Source organism: Stenotrophomonas sp. YJH_SMC_40, assembly GCF_059368615.1.
This window is the reverse complement of record NZ_JCAFRX010000005.1, coordinates 252,518-270,530: the sequence shown is the minus strand read 5'-3', so window position 1 is coordinate 270,530 and position 18,013 is coordinate 252,518. Positions and strand designations below refer to the sequence as shown.

Sequence of the window (18,013 nt, the reverse complement as noted above, 5' to 3'; positions counted from 1 at the left end):
GTGCTGGAACGGATGAGTCATGCCAATGGGTCCAGAGTGCCGAGCACCGCCACGCAGGCCAGCACCAGCAGCGCCAGCACCGATTCGCAGGCCAGGCTGTGGCGAAGTGAGCGCAGCGGCCTGGGTTGCCAGCCGCCGCGGATGGAGACCGCCAGCGCCGGCACCAGCCGCCAGCGATGCAGCGCGGCAAGCCCCAGCATGCCACCGACCAGCGCCAGCTTGAGCAGCAGCCAACGCCCATGTGCGGCGCCGGTCAGGGTCTGTATGGAACCGCCGAGATCGACATAGGTATAGGTGCCGGTCATTGCCAGCAGGGCGACGATGATCGTGCCCGGCACGGCGAAGCTGTGCGCGGCCTGCCACAGTTCGCGGGTACGTTCGTGCAGGCGCAGGCCCTGTGGACGCAGCGCCAGCTGCAGGATGGCGGCGATCGCGCCGGCCCAGGCACCGGCGGCCAGCAGGTGCACGATGCCGGCCACGAGCCGCAACGTCCCGCCGAATCCATCACCGGCGGCGGCGTGACCATTCCAGGCGAGGCTGGCCAGAGCTACCGCCGTGAGTATCAGCAGCGCCAGACGGCGCAGGCCCAGCACCGGGCGATTGACTGCCAGCAGCGGCAGCATTGCCAGCAGGGCCAGGATGCGCAGCAGCCCCGCCTCACCCACCGGCGTACCGGTGAGGAACCAGTGCGCCGTTGCTGGGTCGATATCGGCTGCCGGGATGCCGAGCACGCCCGACAACCGGTTCACGGCATCGATGACGACCAGGATCAGCGCAACCACGGCGAGCGCCAGCGAGATGCCGCGTGGCAGCCCGGGGCGGACGAACAGCAGCCGCCCGAACAGCAGCATCAGTACCAGGTACAGCGCCAGCCGCAGCGCATACGGCGAGAGCTCGGCCATGGCGGCAGCCTTACTTCACGGTGAAGCGGTAGCTGCCGGTCATCGGATGACTGTCCTGACCGACCGCGCGCCATTGCAGTGCGTAGCTGCCGGCGGGCAGCGGCTTGGCGAAACGCGCGCGTAGCGTGTGGCCATCTTCGGAAACGTCCTGCGCGACGGTAGGCATGGCCATCTTCATGCGGCCATGGTCCATGCTCAGTTCGATGCGGGTGGCACGCGGCATCACCTTCTCACTGAACTGCAGCATGATCTCGGTCGCCGGGGCTACGGTGGCGTCGGCGGCCGGCGTCGAACGCACCAGACTGGGATGGGCCAGGGCCAGCGGCGCAACCGCCAGGCCGGACAGGAGAAGAGCAAGGGAGGCGGGGCGGAGCAGGGGACGGATCATGCGCGGAACGCCTGTGGGAGAACTGGCCCTCAGGGTGAAGAGTGGCGCCTTTCGCTGTTCTGACGCGGACATTACCGTCTTGTAATGTTGGTTGGCTGCCGGCCAGCGGCCGGCACTACCGGGTACGTGACTGCGCGATCCATGCAGACGGCGAACAGCCGAGCACGCGGCGGAATGCCGCGCTGAACTTGCTGGGATTGGCATACCCGCTGGCCAGGGCAACATCGGTGACACGGCGGCCCTGCGCGAGTTCGGTGCGCGCCCAGTGCATGCGGCGCTGGGTGAGGAACGCGTAGGGTGGCAGGCCTGTGGCCGCGCGTAGCGCCCGACTGAACGTTGCGGCCTCCATCTGCACTGCAGCAGCCAGCTGTGGGACCGTCAGCGCCCGACCGTGCTGCGCGTCGATGTAGGCCTCCAATTGTCGCAGCCGTCGTGCCGACAGCGCGGACGTGGTGCCGCGTGCCTCGCGAGGTTGGCCGGCAAGCTGGCCCAGGCGGTGCAGCAGCACCTGCGCGCCATGCTCAAGGAAGCCGGGCAGGCAGGCATCGGCCTGCGTGCTGCACCACAACGCGCTCAGCACCGCGGACACCACCGGATCGCGGTGCAGCCGCGCCGCCAGCGGCTGCAGGTGATGCAGCGTCTGCACGTTGTGCGGCAGCATGCGGGTATCGATGGCGATCCCGATCAGATCCACTGACGGGCTGACATAGGTGCCGGTGTCTGCGGGCAGCACCAGGTTGAACTGGCCAGGTCGCCAGGATGCCTGCAGAAGACCGTTGAGGGTGTGCTGCTGCAGTCGTCCGCCGCCGCCCACGGCCATGCCCAGGCGAAGCTGGTGCGGATGCCCCATCTCACCTTCACCTGCGTCGAAGTGGTGGCGCAGCAGCACCACCGCGCCATCATTGCTGGCGTGAACCGCAGGGGGCTGCGGGCCGGCTTCCTGCAACAGCTGGTCGGCGAGGGTTGGCATTTCGGATCCGGGAATGGAGCAGTGCCGCCCGGAATGGAGTGGCAGCGCGGCGCGGGTGTTGCATGATAACACTCTAGTCCCGCGCTGCCGCCGCTCGCGCGTCCTCCAGTCCAGCCCGTCGAGGTCTCCCCGTTGAAGTCGTCCACGCCTGCCGCCGCCCTCGTTGCGGCATCCCTGCTCATTCCCGCAATGCCCGTGCTGGCCCAGCAGGCCGACCCGGCCACGCTCGACGGTGTACGCGTCACCGGTTCAAAGCGCGATACCCCCTACCTGAAGAGCGACCTGTCGGTGACGGTACTCGACAGGCAGGCGCTGAAGGAGGCCGGTGTCACCGAGTTCCGTGACCTGGACAAGCTGGCGCCGAACGTGAAGTTCAACGCGATGGGCCAGCTCAGCAACATGTTCATCTCAATCCGTGGCATCGAGTCCAATCCGTTCCTGGTCAACCGGGCCTCGGTCTACATCGACGGCATTCCGTTCCGTGAGCTGAGCAATGCCGTGCTCAACCAGGTAGAGTCGGTGGAGGTGCTGCGCGGGCCGCAGGGCACGCTGTACGGTGCCAACAGCGAGTCGGGGCTGGTGCTGGTGCGTACACGCGGCCCGGCCGATGCGCGAGAGGGCGAGGTCAATGTGCGCAGCACCTGGTTCGGCAACGGCAATGGCACCGCTCTCGATGGCTTCCTGACAGGGCCGTTGAACAAGACGGGCAGCCTGTCCGGCTCGGTGGCGTTCATGGGCTCGGATGAGGACGCCTACCTGAAGAACCTCACGCCGTCCGGTGCGCGCGGCAGGGTGGGCGAAGGCTACCTGCAGGGCAAGCTGCGCTGGCGGCCAAGCGACTATGTTTCGGTGAACGCGCTGGCCTATCACCTGCGCACCCGCGCGCCCGGCATGTTCGAGTACGAGTACCTGCCGCTGGACACCGGCCTGTACAACCGCACCTACGGCACGTCGCTCAACGGTGGCCGTCGTGCCGGTGATTTCACCTACATCAACGACGCACCCAAGCGCACCGAAAAGGATGAGTCGGTTGCGGGCCTGAGCGCGCAATGGCAGCTGCAGGCAGGCACGCTGGACGTGGCCGCCTCCTGGCGAAGCGAGGAAGTGACCTCCGCCGGCTATGACTTTGACATGACCCAGAGCCCAGCATTGGCAGGCCGCATCTACGACAGGAAGCGCGAGTGGACGGCCGAGGCGCGCTTCAGTTCGCCCAGTGACCAGGCCCTGACCTGGATGGCCGGTGTGTCCACCTACCGCAACAGCAAGGATTCGATCCTTGGCACGTTCGTCGGCCCGGCGCTGCATGGGCTGGACAGTTACAACCTGGCGCCGCGGCAGACCTCGAAGGGCGAGGATTACAGTGTGTTTGCTACCGCAAGCTACACCTTCCCCGCGCTGCCCAAGCTGACCGCCAGTGCCGGCCTGCGCCATGAGCAGGCACGGCGTTCCACCGAGCAGCGTGCCGGTGCGCTGGATCTGGGCGCCGGTGGCCGCGTGCTGTACCGCGACGCCGCGCTGGCGCATACCTTCACGGCGACGCTGCCGCGGGTGTCGCTGCGCTACGACGCCACTGACGACCTGTCGTTCTATGCCGCCTCGGCCAAGGGCTACATTCCAGGTGGCTTCAACCTGGCCGCAGCACAGAGCGATGTGGTCAACGACAAGGTGCTGCGCTACGAATCCGAACGCATGTGGAGCCACGAGCTGGGGTTCAAGATGAATCTGGCTGGCGGTCGTGGCCACATCGGCGGGGCACTTTTCCACATCACCTCGGACAACTGGCAGGAGATCCAGGTGGCCACCGATGCCAACGGCCGCCCGATTTCGTCGGACTACGTGGGATCGGACGCCTCGATCCGGTCACGGGGTGCAGAACTGGAGGGGGTGTTCGAAGTAGTGCCTGGCTTCACGCTGATGGCGAATGTGGGCTACGTCGACGCGAAGTACACCAAACTGTGGGTCACCGTCGACCAGAACCTGGATGGCAAGCGGGTCAAGTTGACGCCGCATTACACCGGCTACCTGGCCGCACGCTACCAGTTTGAATCCGGGCTTTACGCGCGGCTGGAGTCGCAGTTCACCGGCTCCAGCGCACTTGACGAGCGCAACCGCGCCTTCCAGCCGACCGTCGCCGTGCTGGGGGCGCAGCTGGGCTACGAAACCGGGCCGTGGAGTGCACGGGTATTCGTGCAGAACCTGACCAACAAGCGTCGCATCAACGGCCTGATCTTCGACAATCTGGCTTTTGGGCGTGATGGCAACTACTACGGCCCGGTCGACAGCCCGCGCATCTTCGGGGCGGAAGTGGGCTACCGCTTCTGATGATAGGTAGTGCCGGCCGCTGGCCGGCATCTTCGGGGCGTCGGTCAACGGCCGGCGCTACCGGCGGTTACGCAACGCCCGTCGATTGCCGACGTGCGCCGCCGCCAACAACACGCCACCACATGCCGTGGCCACACCATGCCAGAGCAGCGATTCCTTCAGCGGCAGATACAGAGAGGCTGACAGCAGCAGGATGGCGCCAACGCAGGCCAATCTTGCAGGCCGCCAGCGCCCATGCCGGTGCACCCCGGCCGAGGTACTCGCCAAGGCCAACGAGGAGGCCAGCAGCGCGAACAGCCATTCCCAGCGCGACATCATCAGCAGCAATGTCATCGCGCCATGGCCGGGATGCTGGAACGAGCGCAGCGCCATCATCGCTGCCGGCACGAAGGCCAGCAGCAGGGGCAGGGCGATGCAGTGGGCGGCGCAGGCCAGGGACAGCCAGGCACCGGCAAGATCGAAGCGGGGGTGCCAGCGTGCCGAAGTTGGCGGCTGGGCCAGGGCCCTTGCGGTCGTCGTGGGGATATGGTCCATAATGTTACATAGTAACAATTTGAGACTCCCCCATGAAGCTTCCTGCTGCTCTTTTCCTGCTGCTGGCTGCCAGCGCCGCACAGGCCCATGACATCCGCCAGCACGCACCGCACGTGCATGGCCAGGCGACCGTTGATGTTGCGCTTGACCAGCAAACTCTGGAATTCGCCCTTCAGGCCCCCGGCATAGGCATCCTCGATTACGAGCGGCCGCCGGCCAATGCAGCCGAGCAGGCCGCGCTGGCACGGGCGACGTCGTTGCTGAAGGGCGGCAGCTGGGTCACCTTGCCCACCGCTGCAGAGTGCCGTCTGGCCACCAGTAACGCCGATGCAGAGGGCTTCGACGCGACGGCCGCCGCGCCGCCGCCGGGACAGCACCGGCACGCAGGTTTCAGCGCAACGCTGCAGTACCACTGTGCCAAACCTGCCGAGCTGCGGGCGATCGTCGTGCGCCTGCCTGTGCTGTTCCCCGGCCTGCACGAAGTCATCGTCAACAGCGCAACCGCCCATGGCCAGAATCGCAGCGTGCTCACGCCCGACAACCTGCGTGTGGTGCTGGCACCGTGAGCGCGGCACCGGTGATCTCGCTGGAAAACGTGCAGTTCGGCTACGGCATGCAGCTGGTGCTGGACATTCCGCGGTTATGGGTCGAGCAGGGCAGCAGCGTGTTGCTGCGCGGAATCAGTGGTGGCGGCAAAAGCACCCTGCTGGGCCTGCTGGCGGGCGTGCTGCTGCCCGGCAAGGGCCGCATCGAAGTCGCCGGTCACGCGCTGCAGGCGATGCGCGGTGCCGCGCGGGACCGCTTCCGCGCCGACCACCTGGGCGTGATCTTCCAGCAGTTCAACCTGCTGCCGTTCCTCAGCGTGCGCGACAACATCGCGCTGGGCCTGCGCTTTTCGCGCCTGCGCAGCGCGCGCATCAGTGGGCCGCTGGATGCCGAGATCGCCCGCCTGCTGCAGGCCCTGCAGCTCAACCCTGAGCTTATGCAGCGGCCCGCGGGTACGCTCAGTGTCGGCCAGCAACAACGCGTGGCGGCAGCACGTGCCCTGATCGGTCGTCCGGCATTGCTGCTGGCCGATGAGCCCACCTCGGCGCTTGACCGTGAAGCGGCAACCGCGTTCCTGAAGCTGATGTCGGCGCAGTGCCAAGCAGCTGGCACCACGGTGCTGGTGGTCAGCCATGACGACAGCCTGCAGCCCTTGTTCGACCGCACCATTTCACTGTCCGAGATCAACCACGCAGGTGCCGGCCATGCTTGAGCTTGCCTGGGCCAGCCTGCGCAGCCGTGCGTTGAGCGTGGGCCTGACCGTGCTGGTCATCACCCTCAGCGTGGTGTTGCTGCTGGGCGTCGAGCGTGTACGCACGCAGGCGCACGAGGGGTTCGCCAGCACCGTATCGGGCACCGACCTGATCGTCGGTGCGCGTTCGGGACCGGTGAACCTGCTGCTGTACTCGGTGTTCCATATCGGTGACCCGACCAACAACGTGTCCTGGCAGTCCTACCAGGAGCTGTCCGCATTGCCGCAGGTGAAGTGGTCGGTGCCACTGTCGCTGGGCGATTCCTGGCGCGGCTACCGTGTAGTGGGTACCACTGGCGGCTACTTTGAACACTATCGCTATGGTTCCGGCCACGAGCTGGCCTTTGCACAGGGGCGGCCCTTTGATGATCTGTACGACGCGGTAATCGGTGCGGAGGTGGCACGCGCGCAGAAGGTCGGCCTCGGCGATGAGATCGTGCTGGCGCACGGCACCGGCGCGGTCACCCTGGCCACGCATGCCGACAAGCCGTTCCGCGTTGCGGGCATCCTGCAGCGCACCGGCACGCCGGTGGATTCGTCGCTGCTGGTCTCGCTGCCGGCCATCGAGGCGATCCATGTCGACTGGCGATCGGGCGTGCAGCTACGCAGCCAGAGCGTCAGCGCCGAGCAGGCGCGCCACCTGGACCTGACCCCGACCAGCATCACCGGCTTCATGCTCGGCCTGAATTCGCGCATCGCCACGTTCTCGGTACAGCGCAGGATCAACGAGTATCCGGACGAGGCGATGCTGGCGATCCTGCCCGGCGTGACCCTGCAGCAGCTGTGGCAGACGCTGGGCACGGCCGAGCGGGCGTTGCAGCTGATCAGTGCGATGGTGGTGCTGCTGGGCATGGTCTCGCTGGTGGCGCTGCTGGTCTCGACCCTGCAGGAGCGGCGGCGTGAGATGGCCATCCTGCGCGCGACCGGCGCACGGCCGGGTTACATCGCCGGCCTGCTGGTGGTGGAAGCGGTGGCGACCAGTGCGGTGGCCTGTGTGCTGGCCCTGTCGCTGCTGGTGGTCGCAAGCATTGCCGGGCGCGGCTGGGTACTGGCCACCTTCGGCCTGTCGATCACCCATGTCTGGCCGGATGGCCGCGAGCTGGCGTGGGTGGCAGGCGTGCTGGCGATCAGTGCGGTGGCTGGGCTGGTGCCGGCATTGCTGGCCTACCGGCGAACGCTGGTCGATGGCCTGTCGCCGGGAGGCTGAGCATGCGCTGGATGCTGTCGCTGCCGATGGTGCTGGCCCTGGTTGCCTGCGAGCGGCCGGTGGATACCGGTGTGCAGGCCCTGCCACCCGCGCCGGTTGTTGACCGCGATGACCCTGCAGACGTTGCAGAGCAGGAACTGGACTGGCTGCAGATGATGCCCAAGGACGAGCTGGCCGCGTTGGAACGCGGCGAGGGCCCGGAAGTCGAGCACAACGGCAACCGGCGCATGCCGCAGTTCGGCACCTTCCGCACCGTGGACACGGTACTGCAGCGGCCGGTGCGCCTGCCAGGCTACGTGGTACCACTGGCCAACGCTCAGGACGGGCGGTTGACCGAATTCCTGTTCGTGCCGTACTACGGCGCCTGCATCCACGTGCCACCACCACCGCCGAACCAGATCGTGCACGTGGTGCTGCCGCGCCCGATCGAGATGCCGGACATGTATTCGCCGTTCTTCCTGGCCGGCACCCTGCGGGCCGAACGCTTGGACGACGATCTGGCCGGTTCGGCCTACACCATGCGTGACGCACAGTTGAGGCCCTATGAACCGTAGTCACCTGTTGCTGGCGTTGGGATGCCTGTGGTTGGCGGGCTGTACCGCGCCGGGCGGCGATGCCGTGGTGGTCACGCTGCAGGACAAACCGGCGCCCTCCGCCACGGCCGAAGCCCCCATCGACCGTTGGGATGCGTTGCGGCCCGACGAGGTCACCTATCAGCGCCCGCCGCCGCAGATCGGCCTGTCACGCGGTGGCATGGATGATGTGGGCGGGCTGATCGACGACACCGGCTCAGGCACGCCACCGGGGCAGGAAATCGACCATTCCAGCCCGGATCGCGCCAAGCAGTTCGGCTCTTCGCGCGTGGTCGATGCTGTTGATGGTCGCGCGGTGGATCTGGATGGCTACGTGGTACCGCTCGGTACCAACGATGCAGGATTGGTGGATGAACTGCTGTTCGTGCCGTTCTACGGCGCCTGCATCCATGTGCCACCACCGCCGCCCAACCAGATCATCCATGTGACCCTGGCGACACCGATCGCACTGGGCAATCTGTGGGATCCGTACCGCCTTGCCGGCCGCCTGCAGGTGAAGCGCTTCGACGCGGACATCGCCAGCGCGTCCTACGATGCCGCGGCAGCCACGCTGACGGTAATCCGCAACTGATGCGCAGGCGATGGATCATGGCTGCCGGGGTGCTGCTGGGCGGGGTGGTGCTGCTGGTGTGGTGGCAGCGGCAGCGCGCACCCACCGCGCCGCCGGCGGTTGCGTTTCCAGCACCGGCGTCCGATGCCAGCCAGCGCATCGAACAGCGCCTGGGTGACGATCACGCGTTCCGCAACGACGTATTGTTCCTGCTCGCGGCAACATTGCGCGACCGCTGCCAGCCCGCGCAGGCGGGCCTGCTGGCGCGCATGGCCAATCGTGCGTCGCTGCCGGTGCTGGCGGCGGTGAGTGCGGTGACCCAGCAGGATCCATCGCTGGACCGGCCGATCTACCAGTACATCCAGCACCGCGCCGACGCGACGCAGTGCGGCCAGCCGCTGCAGATGCCGCAGGCCGGTGGGCGCAGCATGGCGGTGGACATCGAACAGTACGCGCGCACGTTCCCGGACAGCTACTTCGACCCGCAGCGCAGCAGCGTGCCGCGGGATTTCGGTGGACTGCCACTGCAGCAGCGTGCCGGCAATGCCTGCAACAGCGTGGTGTATTCGGTGCTGCCGCTGGGTGGCACCGACTGGCGGTGCAGCAGCCTGCGCGCGAATGCCCGTGCGCGCGTGCGCGGGCTGTGCGAGGACGAACTGCGGCGCCAGCATGGTGACATTGGTGGCGAGCTGGACGCCGCCGTAGGGCAGGGGATGCAGGCGGCGGTGGTATCGGCCATCGCCGCGCTGCCGGAAGACTGCCGGTGAGCGTCTACCAGTAGAGCCAGGCCACGCCTGGCTGGCGGTTCCGACGAGCAGGCTCGCCTCTACAAAAGCTGAATCGGCTGGCTCTCAAGGTCATAACTATACAGGACATCCTGTATAGTTATGATCGTACTCCACCCCCATCAGGTTCTCCCATGGCTTTGTCCCAGCCCTTGGCCGGTGCTCCGGCCCTGTCGCGTGCCCGTCGCTGGGCACTGTTGTTCACCGTCGCCGCCGGCCTGCTGCTGGTCACGCTCGACAACTCCGTGCTCTACACCGCGCTGCCGACGCTGACCGAGGAACTCTCGGCCAGTGCCGGACAGGCGCTGTGGATCATCAACGCCTATCCGCTGGTGATGGCCGGCCTGCTGCTGGGTGCGGGCACGCTGGGCGACCGCATCGGCCATCGCCGCATGTTCCTGATCGGCCTGGTGGTGTTCGGCGTCGCTTCGCTGGCAGCGGCGTTCGCCGACACCGCAGCGCAGCTGATTGCCGCACGCGCGTTCCTGGCGGTCGGTGCCGCAGCGATGATGCCGGCCACGCTGGCGCTGATCGGCCTGAGCTTCCACGAAGAGCGCGAACGCAACATCGCCATCGCGATCTGGGGTTCGGTGGCCATCGTCGGCGCGGCGCTCGGACCGATCATTGGCGGCTGGCTGCTGCAGCACTTCTGGTGGGGCTCGGTGTTCCTGATCAACGTGCCGGTGGTGGTGGTCGCGTTCGTGGCCACGCTGCTGTTGGCGCCGGAAGGCCAGCGCGACACCTCGCGGCCATGGGACCTTGTGTCCTCGGTGCTGGCATTGGCGGCACTGTCCGGCCTGGTGCTGGCGATCAAGTCGCTGATCGCTACGCCGCCGTCGTATGCGCTGGGCGCGGGCGCGCTGCTGCTGGCCGTCATCAGCGGTGCGGCGTTCGCGCGCCGCCAGCAGCAGCTGCCGTACCCGCTGCTGGACTTTGCGATCTTCCGCAATCCTGCGTTCCTGGCCGGCACGCTGTCGGCGGTGTTCACCCTGTTCGCGATGGCTGGCCTGCAGCTGGTCACCACCCAGCGCTTCCAGCTGGTTGCAGGCTTCACGCCGCTGCAGGCGGGCCTGCTGGTCTCGGTGGCGGCACTGGGCAGCCTGCCCAGCGCGCTGCTGGGCGGCAGCATCCTGCACCGGGTGGGCCTGCGCCCGCTGATCTGTGGTGGCCTGGCCGCAGGTGCGCTGGGCGTCGGCGTGGTGGCGTTCGGCTTCCCGCAAGGCCTTGGCTGGGTGGTGGCTGGTATGGCCATCACCGGCTTCGGCATGGGTTCGGCCATCTCGGTGGCATCCACCGCCATCCTCAACAATGTGCCGGCACACCGCGCAGGCATGGCCTCGTCGGTGGAAGAAGTGTCCTATGAGTTCGGTGGCCTGCTGGCGGTGGCGATGCTGGGCAGCCTGAGCGCCGCGATGTACAGCGCGTTCCTGCCGGTCTCGGCAGACATGCCGGCACTGGCCCGTGAAGGCTTCACCCAGGCGCTGCATGCCGCGCGCGAGAGCGGGCAGGGCGAGTGGTTCGCATTGACTGCGGCGGCGTATGACCGTGGCTACCAGATCGTGCTGCTGGTGATCACGGCGGTGCTGGCGCTGGGCGCGACGATCCTGGCGCGCCTGCTGCGCGGCCGCGTCGGCAGCCGCGAGGGTGCGGCCGATCGCGTAAAATGAGGCAATGAGAACCAGCAAGCGCGACCGCATCCTCGACGCCGCCGTCAACGTGATCAATCGTGATGGCGTGCGAGGGGTGACCTTCGAGTCAGTGGCGGCCGAGGCCAAGCTGACCCGCGGCGGCCTGCTGTACCACTTCCCGTCGCGCGAGGCGCTGCTGCGCGGCATCGACGAGCACCTGGTGCAGGCCTGGGAAACATCGATGGAAACGCTGCTGGGCAAGCGCGCGGATGAAGCGACGGCACTGGAGCGTTACCAGACCTTCGTGCGTGTCTCGGCGCAGAGTGCCACCCGTGCCGAACTGATGTTCATGCTGGAATCGGCCGACCCGGAGGCGGGCGAGCGTCCATGGGGACCGGCGGTACGGCGCTGGGCACCATCCGCGCCGGAGGCCGGGAATGTCGATCCGACGACGCTCGACAATTTCGTGGCGCGCCTGGCCGCCGATGGCCTGTGGATCTACGAGGCGATGTACGAAGGCCAGCTGGACGAAGGCGTGCGCGCCCGTGTTGCCGAGCGCATCGCCGGGTTGTTGGCGAAGTCTGAAGGAACGTCCAGTTGAGCGGCCCGCCGGCGCGCAGACATCACCCGTGGTAGAGCCGACCGCTGGTCGGCTGCCCTTCGGTCAGGCCACGAAAATGCGCTTCGGTAGAGTCGACTGTCAGTCGACTGCTCTTCGGTCAGACAACGAAAACCCCGCGCTTCGCGCGTTAGTCGACTGACAGTCGACTCTACCCCTCGCGCGTCTGCCCAGCTGGCCCCCAGCCGCTTGCGGAACGCCTTCGACAGCGAGAATGACGGAACGTCCAGTTGAGCGGCCAGCCGGCGCGCAGACATCGCCCGTGGTAGAGCCGACCGCTGGTCGGCTGCCCTTCGGTCAGGCCACGGAAATGCCGCTTCGGTAGAGTCGACTGTCAGTCGACTGCTCTTCGGTCAGACAGCGAAAACCCGCGCTTCGCGCGTTAGTCGACTGACAGTCGACTCTACCCTCGCGCGTCTGCCCAGCCTGCGCGGCGCCCGAGGCCAGCCACGCCCTCGGCGATACCCCCAGCCGCTTGCGGAACGCCTTCGACAGCGAGAATGACGGAACGTCCAGTTGAGCAGCCAGCCGGCGCGCAGACATCGCCCGTGGTAGAGCCGACCGCTGGTCGGCTGCCCTTCGGTCAGGCCACGAAAATGCGCTTCGGTAGAGTCGACTGTCAGTCGACTGCCCTTCGGTCAGACAACGAAAACCCGCGCTTCGCGCGCTAGTCGACTGACAGTCGACGCTACCCCTCGCGCGTCTGCCCAGCCTGGCCCCCAACCGCTTGCGGAACGCCTTCGACAGCGAGAATGACGGGACGTCCAGTTGAGCGGCCAGCCGGCGCGCAGACATCGCCCGTGGTAGAGCCGACCGTTAGTCGGCTGCCCTTCGGTCAGGCCACGAAAATGCGCTTCGGTAGAGTTGACTGTTAGTCGACTGCTCTTCAATCAGAGAACGAAACCCCGCGCTTCGCGCGCTGGTCGACTGTCAGTCGACTCTACCCCTCGCGCGTCTGCCCAGTCTGGCCCCCAGCCGCTTGCGGAACGCCTTCGACAGCGAGAATGACGGAACGTCCAGTTGAGCGGCCGGCCGGCGCGCAGACATCGCCCGTGGTAGAGCCGACCGCTGGTCGGCTGCCCTTCGGTCAGGCCACGAAAATGCGCTTCGGTAGAGTCGACTGTCAGTCGACTGCCCCTCGGTCAGATCACGAAAACCCCGCGCTTCGCGCGTTAGTCGACTGACAGTCGACTCTACTCCTCGCGCGTCTGCCCAGCCTGCGCGGCGCTCGCGGCCAGCCACGCCCTCGGCGATACCCCCAGCCGCTTGCGGAACGCCTTCGACAGCGAGGCGGTATCGGCAAACCCCACCTCGATCGCCACCTGCTTGACCGCCACGCCTGCCCGCAGCTGCGCGCAGGCCAGGCTCAGCCGCCAGTCCAGCAGATAAGCGGCCGGCGTCGCCTGCATCACCTCCTTGAACACGGCCGCGAACGCGCTGCGCGACATGCCGGCAGTCGCAGCCATGCGCGGCAGCGTCCATTCGTCCTGCGGCGCCTGGTGCATCGCCACCAGCGTACGGGCCAGCCGCGCATCGGACAGCCCGCGCATCAGCCCATGGCTGACGCCCGCCGCATCCGGGTGGTCCACCACCCAGCGCAGGATCTGGATCAGCGCCACCTCGAACAGGCGGTTGGTCAGCAGCCGGGAACCGCAGCGCTGGCGATCGGCCTCGGCGAACAGCAGGTGCAGGGTGTCATCCAGTTCGCGGATCGCCGCCAGCGGCACCACCATCACCGGTGGCAGCGACTGCACGATCGGATTGCGCGCGCCGCCATCGAAGTCCAGCGTGGCGCAGGTGAAATCCGGGCCATCCAGCGGTGCGTTGAAGAACACATGGTGCAGCGGCTGCGGATACAGCAGCAGGCTGGGTGTGTCGATCTTCAACCGGGGCAGCGCGATATCGCCCCCGGGATGACGGACCTCCATTTCACCCTGGCGCAGGATGTGCAGGAAGGCACGACCGGGCTGCGGCTCGAAGACGTGGCGCCCGCACAGCGGACCACTGTGGAACAGCGCGGCCTGCACCCGGAAGCGTTCCAGCAGAGAGGAGAGGCGGTCGGGTGCGGAAGTGTCGGCGGACACGTTCATGGCTGAATGGACAACATGTGTGGCTTATTGCGCCTGATTCGTCCAGGAAGTCTACCTAGGATGAGCGGGTCGTCCAATCCCGGGCGCTTTCCCAAGGAGATCCACCATGTCCCGTGTCCCCCTGATCGATGCCGCCAACACCACCGCCGACCGTCAGGCCCTGCTGGGCCAGGTCCACGCCGCCTTCGGCGCCACCCCGGCCATGTTCCGTGCCGTGGCCAACTCGCCGGCTGCCCTGAAGAGCATGTGGGGTGCGTTCGGCGCGCTGGGCGGCGGTCGCCTGTCGCCGCTGCTGGGCGAGCAGATCGCCGTGGCCATCGCCAACCGCAATGCCTGCGAGTACTGCCTCGCCGCGCACACCGCGCTGGGCCGCAAGGCCGGCGCCAGCGGCGAGCAGATGGCCGCCGCGCAGATCGGCCAGTCCAGCGATCCGGCCACCTCGGCGGCATTGGACTTCGCGCTGAAGGTGGTTGAGCAGCGTGCGCAGATCGCCGACGGCGACGTGCAGGCGCTGCGCGCGGCTGGCTTCGATGATGAGCAGATCGTTGAGATCCTCGCCCACGTCGCGCTCAACCTGTTCACCAACTACATCAACGTAGCATTCGACGTCCCGGTGGACTTCCCGAAGGTCGCGCTGCGCTGAGATCTGGCCTGGCCCGGGTGGCAGTGGTCGCCCGGACCGGTCTGAATGGAGCCGACCGGGTAGAGTCGACTGTCAGTCGACTATCGCGCGCAGCGCGGGGTTTTCGGGGCTACTTGTCGTCTGCCTGCAGCCGTTCGGGATGGGTATACACATTGAACCCGCTTTCCCGCGCGAACCCGACCAGGCACAGGCCGGCGCTGCGCGCCAGATCGATCGCCAGCGCGGTCGGCGCGGACACCGCTGCCAGCACGCTGGCGCCGGCGCGCACTGCCTTGCTGACCATCTCGTAGCTGGCCCGGCTGGAAATCACCAGCAGACCACCCTCGATCGTGTGTTCATTGTGATGCAGGGCGCCGATCAGCTTGTCCAGTGCGTTGTGGCGGCCGACGTCTTCGCGTACCCAGCCGATGCGCCCACTGGCGTCGGCCCAGGCCGCGGCGTGGATCGAACCGCTTGCCGCATTCATCGGCTGGTGCTGCGCCAAGGTGGCCACCGCCCGCTGCAGGGCGGTGGCGGAATAGCTGCGTCGCTCGCGGATCTGCGGGAGTGGGCGCAGCACTTCTTCCAGCTGGCGCGTGCCGCACAGGCCGCAGCCACCACGGCCGGGCAGCAGGCGCCCATTGGCGGGGTCCAGGCCGGCACCGGGTGCCTCCTCGGCCACGGTCATCTGCAGTTCGATGCCTTCCAGCTGTGGGCGGATGTCGATCGACAGCAGCTGCGAGGGCGTGGCAATCAGTCCCTCGCTGAGCGAGAACCCAAGCGCAAAGTCCTCCAGGTCGCAGGGCGTGGCCATCATCACCGCGAAGGCGGCGCCGTTGTAACGCAGCGCCACCGGCACTTCCTCGGCCACCACGTCGACCAGGGGCTGTCGCCCCTCGCTGCGCCAGCGCTGCAACGGGCGCTGCGCCGTGCCGGCAGGCGGGGTGTGCGGTGGGGTCGAATCAGGCATGCAGCGCGTCCGGACAGGGGAGATGCGCAGGTGGTGGACCACCCACGCCATCGAGAATAGCGTAGTGGCCATGCGCTGACGCAGGTGTAACCGTTGTCATGGCAGGCTGCGCCGAAAACAGCGCGCACCCACTGGCGAAGCCGTGCAGGCCGTGTTTGACTGTGGGGCTGGCTGTGCATCCGAAAGCGCCGCCGGACCGCGTTGTGCCCATGGTTGCCGCGTTCCTCCCGTCAGGTTCCCGAACATGTCCGAGCAGAAGCCGCCGCGTTACAAGCCCTACAATCAGCCCGCAGGTGGTTGGGGTGCCGCCGGAGCCACCGCCAAGGTGCTGCTGCAGCAGAGTGTGATCGGCAAGGGGTCGAAGGCGTTGCTGGCGATGAACCAGCCCGGTGGCTTCAAGTGCCCCAGCTGCGCGTTCCCCGATGCCGACGAACGCAAGAAGCTGGAGTTCTGCGAGAACGGCGCGAAGGCACTGGCCTGGGAAGCCACCCAGTTCCGTGCCGGTCGTGAGCTGTTCGCCCGGCATACCGTTACCGAGCTGATGGCGCAGACCGACTACTGGCTGGAGATGCAGGGCCGGTTGACCGAGCCGATGCGCTACGACGCGGCCACCGATCACTACGTGCCGTGCAGCTGGGACGATGCCTTCGCACTGATCGGCCGCCACCTGCAGGCGCTGGACAGCCCGCACCAGGCCGAGTTCTATACCTCCGGACGCACGCCCAACGAAGCGGCGTTCCTGTATTCGATCTTCGTGCGCGAGTTCGGCACCAATAATTTTCCGGACTGCTCGAACATGTGCCACGAGCCGACCAGCCGCGGCCTGCCGCCGGCCATTGGGGTAGGCAAGGGCACCATCGTGCTGCAGGATTTCGAGCACGCCGAGGCGATCTTCGTGATCGGCCAGAACACCGGCACCAATTCACCGCGGATGATGAGCAACCTGGTCGAGGCGCGCAAACGCGGCATTCCGATCGTGGCGGTCAACCCGATGCCCGAGCGCGCGCTGATCCGCTTCGCCGAGCCGCAGGACATGGTGCAGATGGCCACGTTCGGTTCGACCGAGATCACCAGCGAGTTCGTGCACACCCGCATCGGCGGCGACCTGGCCCTGATCAAGGGCATGATGAAGGTGATGTTCGAGCGCGAGGCGCAGGGTGAGCGTGTGCTCGACCATGCATTCCTCGCCGAACACACGGTGGGCCTGGAGGCGCTGCGCGAAGACGTGATGGCGCAGGACTGGGACGAGATCGTGCAGGTGTCCGGCATTTCGCAGGCGCAGATCCGTCGCTGTGCGGAGATCTACATCCGCTCCAATGCCACCGTGATCTGCTACGGCATGGGGCTGACCCAGCACCAGTACGGCTCGCGCCTGCTGCAGCAGGTCGCCAACCTGCTGTTGCTGCGTGGCAACTTCGGCAAGCCCGGTGCTGGCATCGGGCCGATCCGGGGCCATTCCAATGTGCAGGGCGACCGCACCGTCGGCATCGACGAGAAGCCCAAGCCGGCCTATCTGGACCGCGTGCAGCAGGTGTTCGGTTTCGACCCGCCGCGCGAGCATGGGCACCATGTGGTCGAATCCATCGAGGCGATGCTGGACGGCAGCGCCAAAGTGTTCGTCGGCCTGGGTGGCAACTTCATCCATGCGGTGCCCGATACGCCGCGCGCGTACGAGGCAATGCGTGGCCTGGACCTGACCGTGGGGATCGCCACCAAGCTCAACCGTGGGCACCTGGTTCATGGCCGCGATGCGCTGATCCTGCCGGTGGTGGCGCGCTCGGAGCGCATCGTCACGCCGGCCGGCGAGCAGTTCGTCACCATCGAGGACGCGATGTCCAATGTGACCGCCTCGCGCGGCGTGCTCGAACCGGTCAGCGCCGATGTGTTGCCCGAGGTCGAGATCGTCTGCCGCATGGCGCTGGCCACGCTGCCCGACAGCAGGGTTGACTGGGCCAGCTGCATGCACGACTACGCACCCATCCGCGAGCTGATTGCTGCGGTGTATCCGGAGATCTACACCGGCTTCAACGAGCGCATCCAGCAGCCACACGGTTTCCATCTGGACATTCCGCCGCGCCGCCGGGTGTGGCCCACGCCGAATGGCAAGGCCAACATCCTGGTGATGCCTGGGCTGGACGTGGACGATCCCGTACATGATCCGGACATGCTGCGGTTGGCCACCGTGCGCTCGCACGATCAGTACAACACCACCATCTACAGCTACAACGACCGCTATCGCGGCGTGTACAACGATCGCATGGTGCTGTTCATGAACATCGAGGACCGGCTGGCGCGCGGGCTGGACAAGGAAGCGCGGGTCAGCCTGGAGACGATCAGCGGTGATGGCGTGCAGCGGCGCATCGAAGGCCTGACCGTGCTGGATTACCCGATGCCGCGCGGCGCGCTGGCCGGCTACTACCCCGAACTGAACCCGTTGTTGCCGCTGGACTACTACGATCGGGTCAGCGGTACCCCAGCGGCCAAGTCGATCCCGGTGCGGATGAGTGCAATGGCGGCGGTCGCATAGCAGTGGATG

General features: G+C 67.1%; 17 protein-coding genes and 1 pseudogene. 11 read left to right on the top strand and 7 right to left on the bottom strand.

Annotated elements, in window-relative coordinates:
* Positions 1-17: 17 nt before the first annotated feature.
* The 3 genes from copD to AC5P6X_RS11815 form a co-directional block, all read right to left on the bottom strand.
* Positions 18-902 (bottom strand): copper homeostasis membrane protein CopD, encoded by an 885-nt coding sequence (gene copD, locus AC5P6X_RS11825; RefSeq protein WP_197577944.1) that lies wholly within the window; start codon positions 900-902, stop codon positions 18-20.
* 10 nt (positions 903-912) lie between these two features.
* Positions 913-1,290 (bottom strand): copper homeostasis periplasmic binding protein CopC, encoded by a 378-nt coding sequence (gene copC, locus AC5P6X_RS11820; protein ID WP_197577943.1) that lies wholly within the window; start codon positions 1,288-1,290, stop codon positions 913-915.
* A 115-nt stretch (positions 1,291-1,405) separates the two neighbouring features.
* Positions 1,406-2,260, bottom strand: coding sequence for a helix-turn-helix domain-containing protein (locus tag AC5P6X_RS11815; protein ID WP_049481020.1), 855 nt, complete (start codon positions 2,258-2,260; stop codon positions 1,406-1,408).
* A gap of 189 nt (positions 2,261-2,449) precedes the next feature.
* Here AC5P6X_RS11815 and AC5P6X_RS11810 point away from each other — a divergent pair, with 189 nt between their 5' ends.
* On the top strand, positions 2,450-4,582 hold the full coding sequence (locus AC5P6X_RS11810) for a TonB-dependent receptor (protein WP_227199364.1): 2,133 nt from the start codon (positions 2,450-2,452) through the stop codon (positions 4,580-4,582).
* Between the two features lie 57 nt (positions 4,583-4,639).
* Here the strand turns inward: AC5P6X_RS11810 and AC5P6X_RS11805 are convergent, their stop codons facing one another.
* Entirely contained in the window at positions 4,640-5,116 is a 477-nt protein-coding gene (locus tag AC5P6X_RS11805; protein ID WP_495215464.1) for a MerC domain-containing protein, read from the bottom strand.
* Between the two features lie 32 nt (positions 5,117-5,148).
* Here AC5P6X_RS11805 and AC5P6X_RS11800 point away from each other — a divergent pair, with 32 nt between their 5' ends.
* The 8 genes from AC5P6X_RS11800 (at position 5,149) to AC5P6X_RS11765 (ending at position 11,777) form a co-directional block, all read left to right on the top strand.
* Positions 5,149-5,682: a ZrgA family zinc uptake protein gene (locus AC5P6X_RS11800; protein ID WP_108269802.1), complete on the top strand. Its 534-nt coding sequence runs from the start codon at positions 5,149-5,151 to the stop codon at positions 5,680-5,682.
* Complete coding sequence (locus AC5P6X_RS11795) at positions 5,679-6,374, top strand: ATP-binding cassette domain-containing protein (RefSeq protein ID WP_108269803.1); 696 nt, start codon at positions 5,679-5,681, stop codon at positions 6,372-6,374. The genes AC5P6X_RS11800 and AC5P6X_RS11795 overlap by 4 nt, the downstream gene beginning before the upstream one ends.
* Positions 6,367-7,620 (top strand): ABC transporter permease, encoded by a 1,254-nt coding sequence (locus tag AC5P6X_RS11790; protein WP_108269804.1) that lies wholly within the window; start codon positions 6,367-6,369, stop codon positions 7,618-7,620. The genes AC5P6X_RS11795 and AC5P6X_RS11790 overlap by 8 nt, the downstream gene beginning before the upstream one ends.
* Before the next feature lie 2 nt (positions 7,621-7,622).
* Entirely contained in the window at positions 7,623-8,174 is a 552-nt protein-coding gene (locus AC5P6X_RS11785) for a DUF3299 domain-containing protein (RefSeq protein WP_495213536.1), read from the top strand.
* Entirely contained in the window at positions 8,164-8,784 is a 621-nt protein-coding gene (locus AC5P6X_RS11780) for a DUF3299 domain-containing protein (RefSeq protein ID WP_495215463.1), read from the top strand. Before AC5P6X_RS11785 ends, AC5P6X_RS11780 begins: the two co-directional genes overlap by 11 nt.
* On the top strand, positions 8,784-9,530 hold the full coding sequence (locus AC5P6X_RS11775; RefSeq protein ID WP_088436280.1) for a hypothetical protein: 747 nt from the start codon (positions 8,784-8,786) through the stop codon (positions 9,528-9,530). Before AC5P6X_RS11780 ends, AC5P6X_RS11775 begins: the two co-directional genes overlap by 1 nt.
* Positions 9,531-9,682: 152 nt before the next feature.
* Positions 9,683-11,215, top strand: coding sequence for an MFS transporter (locus AC5P6X_RS11770; RefSeq protein WP_495215462.1), 1,533 nt, complete (start codon positions 9,683-9,685; stop codon positions 11,213-11,215).
* Positions 11,216-11,219: 4 nt separating this feature from the next.
* Positions 11,220-11,777 carry a TetR/AcrR family transcriptional regulator gene (locus AC5P6X_RS11765; protein ID WP_088436282.1) on the top strand — a complete coding sequence of 186 codons (558 nt, stop codon included), beginning with the start codon at positions 11,220-11,222 and terminating at the stop codon, positions 11,775-11,777.
* Between the two features lie 438 nt (positions 11,778-12,215).
* Here AC5P6X_RS11765 and AC5P6X_RS11760 read toward each other — a convergent pair.
* Positions 12,216-12,293 (bottom strand): annotated as a pseudogene (locus tag AC5P6X_RS11760) (helix-turn-helix transcriptional regulator); the annotation flags it as partial.
* 695 nt (positions 12,294-12,988) lie between these two features.
* On the bottom strand, positions 12,989-13,885 hold the full coding sequence (locus AC5P6X_RS11755) for an AraC family transcriptional regulator (protein WP_495215460.1): 897 nt from the start codon (positions 13,883-13,885) through the stop codon (positions 12,989-12,991).
* Between the two features lie 106 nt (positions 13,886-13,991).
* Between AC5P6X_RS11755 and AC5P6X_RS11750 the strand changes: the two genes are divergently transcribed.
* Positions 13,992-14,528, top strand: coding sequence for a carboxymuconolactone decarboxylase family protein (locus tag AC5P6X_RS11750; protein ID WP_495215459.1), 537 nt, complete (start codon positions 13,992-13,994; stop codon positions 14,526-14,528).
* 109 nt (positions 14,529-14,637) lie between these two features.
* On the opposite strand, the gene fdhD is transcribed toward AC5P6X_RS11750, so the two are convergent.
* Positions 14,638-15,477, bottom strand: a complete 840-nt coding sequence (gene fdhD, locus AC5P6X_RS11745) for a formate dehydrogenase accessory sulfurtransferase FdhD (RefSeq protein ID WP_088436284.1) — start codon at positions 15,475-15,477, stop codon at positions 14,638-14,640.
* A 244-nt stretch (positions 15,478-15,721) separates the two neighbouring features.
* Here fdhD and AC5P6X_RS11740 point away from each other — a divergent pair, with 244 nt between their 5' ends.
* Positions 15,722-18,004 (top strand): FdhF/YdeP family oxidoreductase, encoded by a 2,283-nt coding sequence (locus AC5P6X_RS11740; protein WP_108269809.1) that lies wholly within the window; start codon positions 15,722-15,724, stop codon positions 18,002-18,004.
* Positions 18,005-18,013 lie beyond the last annotated feature (9 nt).